Here is a 14,249-nt window from a genome sequence, read left to right as displayed (position 1 = left end):
GTCAGAATACCGCATCCTCCGGAGAGGCCTTGTGCACGCTACTGAAGCTGTATGTCAGTGTGTTACTTTTTTCATCAAGCCCGATACTTACAGAGCCGCCATTGGTTAATGAACCAAATAGCAATTCATTTGCTAATGGTTTTTTCAGGTTATCCTGAATTGCGCGCGCCATAGGTCGGGCGCCCATTGCTTTATCATAACCTTTTTCACACAACCAACGACGAGCCGCTGAGCTCACCTCAATGGATACCCCTTTCTCATCAAGTTGTACTTGTAATTCAACAATAAACTTATCAACCACTTGCGTGATAATCTCAGGCGTTAACGAATTAAACCAAATAATGCCATCTAGACGATTACGAAACTCTGGAGAAAATACTTTTTTAATCTCAGACATCGCATCAGTACTGTTGTCTTGGTCAGCAAAACCAATGGAACGACGTTGTGTTTCTTGCACACCAGCATTGGTTGTCATCACCACCACTACATTACGAAAATCAGCCTTACGGCCGTTATTATCGGTTAATGTGCCGTGATCCATTACTTGCAGCAGAATATTAAACACATCAGGATGTGCCTTTTCGATTTCATCCAATAACACCACTGAATGTGGATGTTTAATAACAGCATCAGTCAGTAAACCGCCTTGGTCAAACCCGACATAGCCCGGAGGTGCACCAATTAAACGACTAACTGTGTGGCGCTCCATATACTCAGACATATCAAATCGTAATAGTTTGATATCTAGTGCTTTAGCTAACTGAACGGTGACTTCTGTTTTACCAACCCCAGTTGGACCTGCAAATAAAAACGAGCCAACAGGTTTATTGTCTACCCCTAAACCTGCTCGATTCATTTTAATGGCTTCCGATAATGCATTGATCGCATTGTCTTGGCCAAATACGAGCATTTTCAAACGCGAATCAAGGGTTTTCAGTTTGTCTTTATCACTCGATGAAACCGTTTTTTCTGGGATACGTGCAATACGTGCCACCACGGTTTCTATTTCAGGTACACCAATGGTTTTTTTACGCTTACTTGGTGCAATAAGCCGCGTACGGGCTCCAGCTTCATCAATAACATCAATTGCTTTATCTGGTAGGTGCCTGTCTGTGATGTATTTAATAGATAAATCCACAGCAGCTTGGATAGCTTTAGCGGTATAACGCACATCATGATGCGCTTCATACTTAGGCTTTAACCCAGTGATGATACGAATAGTTTCTTCTGGTGTAGGTTCAACAATATCAATTTTTTGAAAACGACGCGCTAACGCCCTATCTTTCTCGAAAATACTACTAAACTCTTGATATGTCGTTGAGCCAATGACTCGAATACGCCCACCTGATAGCAAAGGCTTAATCAAATTAGCGGCGTCAACTTGGCCACCGGATGCAGCACCCGCACCGATAATCGTATGTATTTCATCGATAAATAAAATACTCTTCGGGTCTTTTTCTAGCATTTTTAGCAGCGCTTTAAAGCGTTTCTCAAAGTCCCCGCGGTATTTGGTGCCCGCTAATAATGAGCCAATATCTAATGAATAAATAGTGCAACCTTTCATCACTTCTGGGACATCGTCTTGCTCAATACGCCACGCTAAGCCCTCTGCAATTGCTGTTTTACCAACGCCAGACTCCCCGACTAATAGTGGGTTATTTTTACGGCGGCGACATAGCACTTGGATCGTACGCTCTAATTCTGCCTGCCGTCCCACCAGTGGGTCGATATTCCCTTTTTTAGCCTGCTGGTTCAGGTTAGTCGTGAAGTTGTCCATATGGTCTTCTGAGACCGGCTGTTCTTCATTTGGAGTACTACTCGGGGAAATATCTTGTTCAGATGAAGGCCCCTCACCTTTTACTGTGCCATGAGAGATATAATTGACGACATCTAAGCGACTGACATCATGCTTACGCAATAAGTATGCCGCTTGAGATTCTTGTTCACTAAAAATAGCGACTAAGACATTCGCACCACTGACCTCGTTGCGCCCAGATGACTGCACATGAAAAACAGCTCGCTGTAATACACGTTGAAAACTCAGAGTAGGTTGGGTGTCTCTGTTATCATTTTCGGGTAACAAAGGTGTAGTTTGCGCGATGAAGTGTTCCAGTTCTTGGCGCAGCGCGACAAGATCAACCTTGCAAGCATCTAGAGCTTCGCGCGCAGAGATATTACTCAATAACGCCAGCAATAGGTGCTCTACTGTCATAAACTCATGGCGGCTATCTTTCGCTTTTGTAAAAGCTACATTTAAACTAAGCTCCAGTTCTTGATTGAGCATAAGCACCTCCCAAAATTGATATTAAACCAGTCAAACTTTCTCTATAGTGCAAAGCAAAGGGTACTCATGTTCACGAGCAAAAGTATTGACTTGCGCCGCTTTTGTTTCAGCAACCTCTGCGGTAAAAATTCCACAAACTCCCTTTCCTTGAATATGGACATCTAACATTATCTGTGTAGCGCGTTCTTCATCAAAAGAAAAGTATTTTTGTAACACTTCGACAACAAAATCCATCGGAGTATAATCGTCATTATTTAATAATACCTTATACATCGATGGTGGCTGTAAGGTTTGCTCTACTTCATCTTTAAAAATGACGTCTGTTTTAAATGTGCCCAGAAAATCGCTCATTACTTTCTTGCTCAGTCTTACTAAATGTTAAATTTCAATTTTAGCATAGTCTTTATTATCAACGATTTCACCAATCAAGTTGATAATGCCATCAAACTATACGGTTAGATTAGTATGTCATTTTTTATCATATGTACTATAAACCACAGTGTAGCATGGCAATCGCCCTCACTTCTATGATTTGCAATCTGTGAGCCATATCAAATATCACAGAAAATAGCCGTCAATGCTTATCGAATTCTTAACACTTTACCATAATTACTGAGACTCGCCTCTTGACCTTATAAGGCAATTTACTACAGTATGTTTTACGAGCAATCAACAGAGTATTTATACTTAGTTGTTGTGTGTATTTTATACATGTCTGTAAAACACTATTTGCAAACCTAAAGGATAAAATATGGAGACGGGTATCGTTAAGTGGTTCAATAACGCAAAAGGCTTTGGTTTTATTTGCCCGGCTGATGGCGGAGAAGATATTTTTGCTCATTATTCCTGCATTAAAATGGATGGTTATCGGACTTTAAAAGCAGGTCAAAAAGTGCAATTTAGCGTAACGACTGGGCCAAAAGGTAATCATGCGGATCTGATTATTCCAATTGAAGTTGAGAGTACTCTTCCTGATAATACTGAATCAAATTAATACGTTGTACAATTTAACACTTTGTGCAATAGAGCACAGTTAATTATTTCAATATCATTGATGACGTCAATAATTAACTGTGGCTATTTATAACTTAACTATCAGATAATGGTTTTTTAGCCGCACAACCACCCGCTGTTTGCAGATGGGACATATCACCATACAATGACGTTAATAATGCATATTGTTCAACGTCATAAAACTTACATTGGTTTTCTGTAAACGCTTTTGCAACTTCAATCATAAATTTTACAGCCGCCGCAATATCAACTTCATGGCTAGCCCCTGTGGAGCAACCCGGTACGACGGTATCTGAGCAAATGGCCACACCAACAACAGGAGCTGATGTTGACACCGCAGGTTGTAAAATACTATTAATATGATGAAGGCCATTGCCGTAAGGCGTTATGTCTTGAATAGATAACGGGAACGTGACTGCCTTTTGCCCACTACTCCACTCCATTAAGCGGATCAAATCTTCAGACACAGGCAGGATATAACCACTTTTTACTGTAGGGGATAACGCATACCCCTTGTGGTTCAGTAAACGGTTTCCTTTTGTCGTATCTACCGACAAAATTGCATCCGCCCCAGGAATTGCTTCATGCTGATTCATCGTCGCATCTTCAAGGGGAGAATCCATAAAATCAACAGGTGTATGAGGGCGCGTTGGGGCATTAGGGCAAATATGAGTTGTGATAATCACATCCCCTGCCAGTTTGTCCCCCTTTTCATGCATTTCTGCTAACTTAAGACCTGCCGCAACTGCAGCTATGGCACCATCAGCATCAGAAACAACACCAATTCGAGATGGCCTAGCACCAATACCACCTAAGCGGCCGATAATCCCCAGTGTTGGAGCATCTTTACCTTGTGATTTACCTTGTGTGCCAGGAATATGAATACGGACAAAATCACTTTGACCTTTAAGATCCTTGACTGTTTTAGACGTGACATTAATTTGTGGGAAACCCTGGAATAATGCAACAATGTCTTCACCCCTAACACTAGCGCTATCGATTAAATCGTAAACGCAAAGAGTTTGTTTTAGACTCATTGTATTTCCTTCAATTTTAATTATTTTTTATAAAAATGAAGGGCTACTTTGGGGATAACTAGCCCAATAAAGCTAGGTTTCCCCATTTCACCCCATGTGAAACCACTTATTGCTGAGGTCTCACCTTTTCCTGATGAAGGCGTTATTCACGCACTTAAAATAAAGTACTAACGATATAAACTGCTTATAATTTACTCTTTACTTTCACTACTTACTTTTACTACCTACTTTACTACATGACATAATTTCACTACTTTTTGATACTTTTTTGTAGCCAGTAAGGGTCGCCAACCATACAACCTAGATAAGCAGCCTTATGGCAAAGATTAGTGGATAATTGCTCCATAACCTCTTTGTTCATCTGCATTTCAGGCAAACTTAAACACAGTGCATATAATGAATTTTGCGATGGGTCAAAAACGGTACTGGATACAGAAGCAACACCAGCTACAGATTCATTCATCGAGAACTCCCAGCCACGCTCAGCAATAAGGTTCATTTGTTGAATCAACCTTTCTTGCTCATCTTTTGACTCACGACTAATAATTTCTGACCTTTCATTCAACGGTAGCCTAGATAACAACGCACGCCCCGTAGAAGTACCAAGAATAGGCAAACGAGTCCCCGGCTGGGTAACCACTTGCAACATACTATTGCCAAAACGCGCATGGACAACACGCACCATGTCATCATCAAGTGCGGATACATAGCTGGTAAAACCGCTATCTTTAGCAAGCTCATCAAGCGCTTCAAGCATCATATCGATTAAAGGGTTCATCCCCCTCGCTCGGTGAGCTAATTCCATAATCAATAAGCCAGGCCGATAAATTGGCGCATTATTTTTCTTTTCTAACAGCCCTAGTTCTGCCATCTGTTTTAAAAGGCGTGATGCGGAGCTCTTTGGCATACCTAATTCATTTACCAACGTTGTTACTGTTAGCTCAGCGCCTGTACGCAGGAACAGTTGATAAACATCAACGACACTAGATAAAATACTCATGACCCTAAACCTTGGGTTAATACACCGTAACTTTGTGGTTTTCTATCTCTTAGATAAGGTACTTTAAGGCGTGTATGCGCTTGGTCTAAGAAATCAATTTCACCAATTAATAGCTCTTCACCTGCATGAGTTGCTTCATAAAGAACTTGTCCACGAGGGCCTAATACCTTGCTTCCACCAAATAAATGGAGGTCTTCTTCATGGCCCCAACGGTTTACAGCAAGTAAGTGGGTACCATTTTCCAGTGCTCGACAAGCGCTGTTGATATCCCAAACGTCTTTATCTTGTACACACCATGCAGAGGGGGCTAATAACAATTCGGCCCCTTGTAGCGTTAAAATACGAGCGACTTCAGGGAACCCCATGTCATAACAGATCATGATGCCAATTTTCCCTATTGGTGTGTCAAATACAGGGAAGCTGTCACCACGACCAAACCACTGTTTTTCTAAACCAAAAGCATGGACTTTGCGAAATATACCGCTAACCCCTTTACACCCTGGGTTCCAAACCCCCACAGAGTTATATATGTCACCTAAATAGTCGCCACGCTCAACAAAACCGCTAACGATGGTAATATTAAGGCGGGTCGCAAGTTCACTAAATAAGTTATAGGTTTCGCTGCCCTCTGAATCACTTAAGTCCCAGAGTTTTGTAGTTAATAAATCACCACGATAACCTGTTGTTGCTAATTCAGGGAAACAAACCAGCTTCGCACCTGAATCAGCAGCTTGTTGGCACATTAGCGCCATGCGCTGCAAATTATTCTGCTTATTACCGAGTTCAGAATTAAACTGAGCCAAAGCAACTTTAACTTTTGTACCTGACATTGCTTAATCCTTATCCAAATTAGAGACTTGGCGAAAATGCACAGCTTCAACACCTTTTGCTTTTGCCTGCCAGCTCATGGCAACCCAATAAGCTATAGCCCCCGTAACTAATGAGTTAAGTGCTGGAATACCGTAATCTGCATTAAATGGCCCTAACTCTGATGTTCCCCATCCGACTATGACGGCAATTAACCAGACAATTAAAGTAATGGGGTTATACGCTTCGCAACTAGGCGGCAATATGCCCTGTGCACGCGTAGTATCTAGCTCTTTGCGGTCTCGTTTTAAGATATAGTAGTCAACAACCATAATCCCTGCGACAGGAGGGATTGCTATTCCAAGGTAAATTAAGAAGCCAATAAAATTGTCTAAAATCCCTAACATTGAAGCGATGGTCCCAAAAATACCAATCACCCACGTTAAATAACGGCGGTCAAAACGTTTATTAAAAATCGCATTGAGTAGTGTTGAGAAACCTAAAGATGATGAGTATAGATTGATATCATTCATTTTTATTGTTGAAAAAATAACAATCGATGCACCTAATAGGCCAGTCAATGCCATCATTAAATCAAACACTTGGCTAGTACGTAATGAAAGTGCCATCAGTACCGCTATCATGTTTACCAGAAGCTCTCCAAAAAAAGTGCCGATGAGCGTCATCCAAAACACATCTTTAGGGGCTTTCATAAAGCGGCTGATGTCTGGTGTTGTCACCGCTGCAATAATAAAACCGCCAGCAACCATCGTGATTGCAGCTGGCATTGTCATTAGTGGCCCGGCGGGTTCAGTGTCATTGATAAGAGTACCAATATCCTGACCTGATAATAAATTATACGTCGCCCAACCTAATGCGAATAAAAATAGCGGCGTTGAGATATTTGCAGTAATAGATAAAAATCGATACCCATATACTGTAATAACCGTCACCGCAATACCTGTAATAAGTGACCAAGTCCCTGGTGTTAGCACGTTAGTCGCTTTATACATACCATCCGCGAAGAAGCCATTTTGTACGCCAAACCAACCCATTAAAGAAATGGCAATTGCGCCACCAATCAGAGCTGAACCTAACTTACCAAAACCCGCCCACCTAGAGAGTAGGCTAATCGACATACCTTCGCGACATGCAGCCGCCCCAAGCCCCCAACTGACTACCTGCAAAATTACAGAGCCAAGCATGGTTGCCCAAAACGCCTGCCAAAAAGTTAACCCGTACCCGAGCGCCGCACCTAACATGACTTGTGAAACACAAGCTAGTGCACCAATTCGTAGAATTAACACTTCATAGAATGGTCTACGAGCACTTTGGGGTACCCGAGCCAAAGAATAATCTTCACCTACTTTATTCGCCATATTCGCACCTGCTGTGTGGTTGTCTTTGCTTAGTTTTTTACTGGCTTTATTATAAGTTCCATTATGTGGAACTAGGTTTCATTTATTCTACAAGCAAATAATATCCATGATCGCTACCAATTCGCAAGTAGAATTTATCTTTTCAGACAATATTTTTATTATGAAATATTTAAATAAATGAGGGAATACATATAGCGAGAAAAAATTTCATTGATAAATGAATAGGTTAAATTTGGAGCATTTAATTAGCAGAATTTAATCGAGGAACTCAGTTCCATTAAACGGAACTGTAACATGATGTAAATATATTCTTAAATAGGCAAAACTTCAATGCATGAATACCCTACTTATAAGGAAAATGATATCTATATTGATTGGAAAGGTCAGATATTAAACCGCCTTAAAAAACACTAAAGCAATTTCCTCTGTATTGTATAACCCAATACAGAGGAAAATATTAATAGGTTAATTACTCCCTCGCTAATGCATCAATCGGATTTAATCGAGCGGCATTGCGTGCGGGTAGAAAGCCAAAAATAACCCCGATCGCTGTTGAACAAGCAAACGCACTCACTAGCGCCATAGGGTCAAAGGAAAAAGTCCAGCCGGGCAATGCCATTTGGGCCAATAAACTGATGCCATAGGACAATCCAATTCCTAGCAGCCCCCCCATTAAGCATACTAAAATGGCCTCAATCAAAAACTGCTGCATGACATCACTGGTCCTTGCCCCCACAGCCATACGAATGCCTATTTCACGAGTTCGCTCCGTCACCGAAACAAGCATGATATTCATCACCCCGATCCCCCCGACCACGAGTGAAATAACAGCCACTAAAGTTAGGAATAACTGCATTGTTCTCGTTGTTTTTTCAGCTGCTTTAACAAAAGTATCAAGGTTAAAAGTAAATATATCTTGCTTACCATGACGCAATGTCAGTAAACGAGTTAATTGTTGCTCTACCGTTTTAGCGTCATAACCCTCTTTTACCCGAACCGTGAAACTATCATAATAAGGGCGATTAATAATTTTACTGTTCACTGTGGTATCTGGCAGCCAAATTGATAATGACTTGCTTGAGCCAAAAGCTGATTTTTTCTCTTCAAGCACCCCAATAACGGTAACAGGCATATTACCAACTAACAAAGTTTCGCCCACCACACGCTCTTGCTTAGGAAAAAATCGTCGTTTCGTGTTCGCATCAATCACAACAACTTGCGCACGCCTATCCACCATATCTTGCGTAAAATTCATGCCTTCTGAAAACTTTGACGCATAGACATCAAAATAACCGCGCCCAACACCTAAAAGCTGTGCCGCCGCATCTAAATTTCCCTTTCTTAGGCGAGTCGAACTATTGATTTCTCCTGAAATCGCATACACATAGGGTTGTTTTGCTAAGGCTTCAATATCTGCGGCTTTTAAAGACTGACGATTTTGCGCATCATCACTGCCAAAATCTTCCCCGGGATAAATTGAAATGGTATTAGTTCCAATTGATTTTATATCATTCAAAACCATATCTTGTGCTGCATCACCAATAACCATAATCGATACCACCGAAGCGATACCAATGATGATCCCTAACATTGTCAGCAAAGTACGCATTTTATTGACGACCATTGCACGCCAAGCCATCAATAAAGCTTCACTAAACCGACCATATACCTGACTTAAAGACAGTTTACGGCTAGCAGCTTTTGGTAGCGAATTAGTACGAACAGCTGCTACCGCCCCCGAATCACGAAGAATTTCACCATCCTTAATCTCAACAACCCGCTCCGCTTGCTCAGCTATTTTTGGGTCGTGGGTGACAATAATTACGGTATGCCCCTGAGCGCAGAGGTCTTTTAAGATTTTCATCACCTCTTCGCCAGAATGGCTATCGAGTGCGCCTGTCGGTTCATCAGCTAAAATGATTTGCCCACCATTCATCAGTGCCCTTGCAATACTGACTCGTTGCTGCTGGCCACCAGAAAGCTGACTAGGACGGTAGTTGATGCGTTCACCTAACCCTAAGCGTTGTAATAATTGCGCGGCTCGTTCGCGGCGCTGTGCCTTCCCTGCTCCCGCATATATAGCGGGGACTTCAACATTTTGCTCTGCACTTAAATGACTCAATAAGTGATAACGTTGAAAAATAAAGCCAAAATGTTCGCGTCGAAGCTCAGCAAGTTGGTCGTTATCTAAAGTGGCAATATTTTGCCCGTCAACGATGTAATCCCCTGACGATGGTTTGTCTAAACAACCAATAATATTCATCAGTGTTGATTTACCAGACCCTGATGCCCCAATAATTGCAACCATTTCACCTGCATTAATTTTCAGTGAAACATTTTTCAAGACTGTAGTTTGGTTTTCACCTTCACCGTAACGACGGGTGATCCCTTGAAGCTCAATTAACGCAGACATTTTAGTTCTCCGTGTCACTGTGCCCAATGATCACTTTGTCACCATCATTTAACCCCTTGACGACCTCCACATACACATCATTACGGCTACCAATCTCAATTTGTTTTTTCTCTACTTTATTACCTTGCAGAATATCTACCTCATAAGTTTGTGGCGAAATTTGATCTCCCAATGCAGATAGAGGCAATAACAAAACGTTCTTACGTGAGTCTAATTCGATTTTGACCTGTGCCGTCATTTGTAATTTTAATAAATGTTGTGGGTTAGGCACTTCAAACCGCGCATAATAGAAAATAGCATCATTGATTTTTTCAGGTGTCGGCAGTATATCCTTTAGCTGGCCTGAAAATTTTTTATCTGGTGCGCCAAGCACCGTAAACGATGCCTCTTGCCCTGGCTCTAAGTAAATTACGTCAGCTTCAGAGACTTCAGCTTTCACCAACATAGTATCCAAATCAGCAAGCGTTAAAATGGTTGGTGCCTCTTGGGCTGCGATTACTGTTTGCCCTTGTAATGTTTTAATAAAAGTAACAATACCGTCCATTGGTGCAGTAATTTGCGTGTATTTTAGGTTCGTTTTCGCGGTGTCTAAAGTGGCTTGGTTACGTTTAATTTGCGCTTGATAAGTCGCGACTTGGGCTTTTTTTACTTCAACGTCGGTTTTTGCTTTGTCTAAATCTTGTTGTGCAACCGCTTGTAACTTTGCCAAGCTAACATGACGCTGGTACGTGACTTGTGCCAAACGCAACTCAGCTTGAGCTAAGGAAAGGTTAGCTTCTAACTCGCGAGTCGTTGCTTCGGATTCAATCACATCATTTTGGGCTTTTTTAGGGTCAATAACGGCAAGTAAGTCACCTTTTTTGACGTAATCGCCTTCTTTAACATATAACGTTTGTAGCTGACCACTTACTTGGGCTCCGACATCAACTTTACGTACCGCATCGAGTTTACCTGTAGCGAGAACTTGCTTATCCAAATCGCCTCGAGTGACATCAACGGTCTGAAAAACTTCTGGATCGTTATCATTAAAGAGAAACCCAGCGATACCAGCGGCAACAATAATTATCACCAAATAAAGAGGCCACTTTTTTTTAGGCTTTACCTTCATTTATACCTGCTTCCTATGAACAAAAAGAGGGCTGCGCCCTCTAAAATAACTTACTGTAAGATAACAATAATGTTTCAACTTAACATATTGGCTTAATTCAATATGTTCATAATATATAACTTAAGTTATCAATTGATTAAACACATAGCAGGCTAAACTTTTCCTAGGTTAAATAATCAATCAACAACATACCTATTTTTGTTATCTCAGCTTAATTAGCTTTTCCCCTTGCAAGCCATGCAACACGAGAAAACATATTTTTCAGTTGCAGTGGAATGCTATCAGGCCCTAACTCTGCCGCCCGATTTACGGTGGCTAAGGCTAAATCAGGTTTTGAAGTACGGGAAATCGCTTTAATGATCACCCGTCTGGTTGAGACTTTTGCATTATCAGGAATATCTGCAATTTCATGATATAGGCTTCTGAACCCTTCGCGATATAGGAAATGTTCCATATCTGGAGCGGTTAACATCGTTAGCCTATCCCTATCTGGCGAATTGATTTTATTCGCATAATGCGTTGCAGTAGCGGCATATTTACGCCCCGCTTCATCACCATCCGTCAACACATGCCATTCAATCCCCATTTTATTGGCAAATTTCAACAGCGGCTTCAAGCCACTTTGTGCAAACGCAATAACTTTAATGCCTTCCGTTTCAAAGTAATAATGACATTGGCTTGCAAACTCGCTCATTAGCCAAATTTCAGTTTCCCCTTCAACCAATAACCAACAACGAGCAAAAAGTGCAGATGGCCGGTTAAATCGAATATGGAAAGAGATTTTACGTAACTCTTCAGGGCTTAAATCATTTTGGTTTAAACGATAAGCAGATACTTTATTCGTATTGCGCACCAAACGACACAAATCTTCCAAAGGCGCCAGTGAAAGTAGCTCACCTGAATTGGTTGTCGTGATACGTTGAAGTGAAAACAGGCTAAATAACCCCCAAGCAATAGAGAGCATAATCGGATGTAGTCGAGTTTCAGGGTCTTCAACAATAATCAATGGCCTCGCATGTTTATCTAAGTGAATATTACCTTTGGCTTGTAATAATGAATAAAACATCCCTAAGATAATTAAACGGATATTTCGTTGGTTTGGTTTTGCGATAAGACGATTAATATTGTCCAGTGCTTTCCAACCTTGTTTGCGAGGTTGAATATTTATGAGTGAATTGTCTGTCTTAATAATATGTGCAGTTTGCCCTGAAAAATAATGGCTCAATAATTGCTGCATTGCATCGATACCCGCCCCTAAATCATCATCACTGAGGCGCTCAGGTTTTTTAACTAACGCACTTGTTAATTCCTTAATATGAGCATTAAACATATCCCGCATTTCTTTTTGCCCAGTCACTATTATTTCTGGGTTAATCGACTGTAAGAAACGAGCATCTCGTAAACGGATAACGGGGTACAGCCGAACAATTTCTTTTATGTATTTCCCTACATTATCCAAGGATAATTTATTACCACCTGAATTTAAGAAGCTTTTATCAACCACGACAGTATTGTCATCTTTGAGTTCAGCACTCACTCGGTAAAAAATATGCTTAAGGTCATCACCATTATCGACCCAAACGGAGCTAAGATTATGGAAACGATATGACTGATGCCGGCCTTTACGGCGCTCACAAAATTTTAAAACAATCTGTAATGAACGATAACGTGAATCATCATTCCCTGCTGGGTGATGAAAGTCATGTAAAGTGAATTGATAATCTTTATGTTCGGGGGAGAGAAGAATATCAAGAGCATCAAGTAAACTGGATTTACCCCATGAGTTCTCACCGATTAAAACTGTGCTGTTATTAAGTTCTAAAGACAGCCGGTTAATCCCTCTAAATCCATATATTTCCACACGTTCCAGATACATATCTCTCTCCTTGGAATATTTTTAATTCACTTGGAACCACCAGTACAAGATAGCGCCAATGATTGAGCATACTAAAGGACAATATTTAGAGCTTACCGATTAAGCTTGTTTATTACTATATATATGTACGAGAAATAAAAAATCTTCACAACAAAACAGCTAACTGTATTGAGCATCTAATTGCAGTGTTATAAAATAGTAAAACTTTTATTTTTAGTATTTTTAACTTGCTTTTCGATGAATTAACCAATAAAAAATTTTATGGCGAAAAGCCCTTTTAGTACGGTGCGTTAAATCAGGTTTGTGCTGCGATAACTTAAATAAAGAAAAATAAGCATAACGCCTTGTTTATATTTACCTAGTCGATGGGATAACCTCTAAGGATGCGGCCATGTATTCAGGACTTTTAATTATTCTTCTACCGTTAACTTTCGGTTATCTTATTCCTATAAAAAACAAACAAATACTCCATCGTGTCCATCAATCATTGAACTCAATGGTGTATGTTATTTTATTTTTAATGGGTATTACGCTTGCACTGCTCGAAAACTTAAGTGTTCACTTAATTTCTATTTTAATTTATGCCGTTACCTTCTTTGCCTGTATATTTTTACTAAATGTTATCTCGCTGTTATTGTTAGATAAACTTGACCCGTGGAAAATTCCTCAGCATAAACAAGAAAAACCTCCTTCACGCCTCAAGATGGTATTCGAATCCTTACAGCTCTGCGGTGTACTGCTTTTAGGGTTTGTTGTTGGGCTAACTGGCTTTGATTTTCTACACTATGCAGATAAAGGCAGCCAGTTAGCGTTGATGCTACTGCTTTTATTGGTTGGGATTCAGCTACGTAATAGCGGCATGAGCATCAAGCAAATTTTAATTAACCGCCGAGGCACAACAATTGCCTTCGTGATGGCGGTCAGTGCGTTGGCTGGTGGCGCGCTTGCTGCATTTTTATTAGGTATTCCTGTTAAAATGGGGCTAGCTCTTGCTTCTGGGTTCGGTTGGTATTCCTTAACGGGGATTGTCTTAACCGATGCTTACGGCCCTGTAATGGGAAGTGCAGCATTCTTCAACGACTTAGCTCGCGAACTTGCTGCAATTATGTTGATACCAATGATTATTAACCGTTATCGCTCAACCGCACTGGGTATTTGTGGCTCAACCTCAATGGATTTTACCCTCCCCGTTTTGCAACGTAGCGGTGGGGTGTCTATTGTCCCTGCGGCCATTGTTCATGGCTTCGTACTTAGTCTTATTACGCCAATTCTTATGGCCTTCTTTACATAGGTAAAATTTCAGTCACAATAGCGGTTAATTTGCGTGAAAC

General features: G+C 40.8%; 11 protein-coding genes. 2 read left to right on the top strand and 9 right to left on the bottom strand.

Going from position 1 to position 14,249, the window contains the following annotated elements; genetic code table 11:
* Nucleotide 1: 1 nt before the first annotated feature.
* Nucleotides 2–2,284 (bottom strand): ATP-dependent Clp protease ATP-binding subunit ClpA, encoded by a 2,283-nt coding sequence (clpA, locus tag RB151_RS06395; RefSeq protein WP_048606557.1) that lies wholly within the window; start codon nt 2,282–2,284, stop codon nt 2–4.
* A gap of 30 nt (nt 2,285–2,314) precedes the next feature.
* Complete coding sequence (gene clpS / locus RB151_RS06390) at nt 2,315–2,635, bottom strand: ATP-dependent Clp protease adapter ClpS (RefSeq protein WP_042846513.1); 321 nt, start codon at nt 2,633–2,635, stop codon at nt 2,315–2,317.
* Nucleotides 2,636–3,035: 400 nt separating this feature from the next.
* On the opposite strand from clpS, the gene cspD reads away from it, so the two are divergent.
* A complete protein-coding gene (gene cspD, locus RB151_RS06385; protein WP_071547880.1) occupies nt 3,036–3,278 on the top strand; it encodes a cold shock domain-containing protein CspD in 243 nt (80 codons plus the stop codon).
* Nucleotides 3,279–3,372: 94 nt separating this feature from the next.
* Here cspD and RB151_RS06380 read toward each other — a convergent pair whose 3' ends face one another.
* The 7 genes from RB151_RS06380 to RB151_RS06350 form a co-directional block, all read right to left on the bottom strand.
* The gene (locus RB151_RS06380) at nt 3,373–4,335 is read right to left on the bottom strand and encodes a DUF1177 domain-containing protein (RefSeq protein ID WP_071547879.1); all 963 of its coding nucleotides are present in this window, start codon (nt 4,333–4,335) and stop codon (nt 3,373–3,375) included.
* A 250-nt stretch (nt 4,336–4,585) separates the two neighbouring features.
* Nucleotides 4,586–5,335, bottom strand: a complete 750-nt coding sequence (locus RB151_RS06375) for an IclR family transcriptional regulator (protein ID WP_042846516.1) — start codon at nt 5,333–5,335, stop codon at nt 4,586–4,588.
* Nucleotides 5,332–6,165, bottom strand: a complete 834-nt coding sequence (locus tag RB151_RS06370) for a nitrilase-related carbon-nitrogen hydrolase (RefSeq protein ID WP_048606539.1) — start codon at nt 6,163–6,165, stop codon at nt 5,332–5,334. Before RB151_RS06370 ends, RB151_RS06375 begins: the two co-directional genes overlap by 4 nt.
* Nucleotides 6,166–6,168: 3 nt before the next feature.
* Nucleotides 6,169–7,521, bottom strand: coding sequence for a purine-cytosine permease family protein (locus RB151_RS06365; RefSeq protein WP_042846518.1), 1,353 nt, complete (start codon nt 7,519–7,521; stop codon nt 6,169–6,171).
* Between the two features lie 469 nt (nt 7,522–7,990).
* Nucleotides 7,991–9,934: a macrolide ABC transporter ATP-binding protein/permease MacB gene (gene macB, locus RB151_RS06360; RefSeq protein WP_042846519.1), complete on the bottom strand. Its 1,944-nt coding sequence runs from the start codon at nt 9,932–9,934 to the stop codon at nt 7,991–7,993.
* A gap of 1 nt (nt 9,935) precedes the next feature.
* Entirely contained in the window at nt 9,936–11,042 is a 1,107-nt protein-coding gene (gene macA / locus RB151_RS06355; protein ID WP_048606537.1) for a macrolide transporter subunit MacA, read from the bottom strand.
* 211 nt (nt 11,043–11,253) lie between these two features.
* Nucleotides 11,254–12,918: an ATP-dependent nuclease gene (locus tag RB151_RS06350; protein ID WP_071547878.1), complete on the bottom strand. Its 1,665-nt coding sequence runs from the start codon at nt 12,916–12,918 to the stop codon at nt 11,254–11,256.
* Nucleotides 12,919–13,309: 391 nt separating this feature from the next.
* On the opposite strand from RB151_RS06350, the gene RB151_RS06345 reads away from it, so the two are divergent.
* Entirely contained in the window at nt 13,310–14,209 is a 900-nt protein-coding gene (locus RB151_RS06345) for a lysine exporter LysO family protein (protein ID WP_048606535.1), read from the top strand.
* Nucleotides 14,210–14,249: the final 40 nt, after the last annotated feature.

Source organism: Providencia rettgeri (assembly GCF_001874625.1).
GTDB lineage: Bacteria > Pseudomonadota > Gammaproteobacteria > Enterobacterales > Enterobacteriaceae > Providencia > Providencia huashanensis.
The sequence above is the reverse complement of the archived record's forward strand: the minus strand, read 5'-3'. Positions and strand labels throughout refer to the sequence as shown.

Bases quoted from the DNA above. Each gene is read 5' to 3' on its own strand.
- RB151_RS06375 (WP_042846516.1), bottom strand. From the start codon at position 5,335: ATGAGTATTTTATCTAGTGTCGTTGATGTTTATCAACTGTTCCTGCGT.
- macB (WP_042846519.1), bottom strand. From the start codon at position 9,934: ATGTCTGCGTTAATTGAGCTTCAAGGGATCACCCGTCGTTACGGTGAA.
- RB151_RS06370 (WP_048606539.1), bottom strand. From the start codon at position 6,165: ATGTCAGGTACAAAAGTTAAAGTTGCTTTGGCTCAGTTTAATTCTGAA.
- cspD (WP_071547880.1), top strand. From the start codon at position 3,036: ATGGAGACGGGTATCGTTAAGTGGTTCAATAACGCAAAAGGCTTTGGT.
- macA (WP_048606537.1), bottom strand. From the start codon at position 11,042: ATGAAGGTAAAGCCTAAAAAAAAGTGGCCTCTTTATTTGGTGATAATT.
- RB151_RS06380 (WP_071547879.1), bottom strand. From the start codon at position 4,335: ATGAGTCTAAAACAAACTCTTTGCGTTTACGATTTAATCGATAGCGCT.
- clpA (WP_048606557.1), bottom strand. From the start codon at position 2,284: ATGCTCAATCAAGAACTGGAGCTTAGTTTAAATGTAGCTTTTACAAAA.
- clpS (WP_042846513.1), bottom strand. From the start codon at position 2,635: ATGAGCGATTTTCTGGGCACATTTAAAACAGACGTCATTTTTAAAGAT.
- RB151_RS06345 (WP_048606535.1), top strand. From the start codon at position 13,310: ATGTATTCAGGACTTTTAATTATTCTTCTACCGTTAACTTTCGGTTAT.
- RB151_RS06365 (WP_042846518.1), bottom strand. From the start codon at position 7,521: ATGGCGAATAAAGTAGGTGAAGATTATTCTTTGGCTCGGGTACCCCAA.
- RB151_RS06350 (WP_071547878.1), bottom strand. From the start codon at position 12,918: ATGTATCTGGAACGTGTGGAAATATATGGATTTAGAGGGATTAACCGG.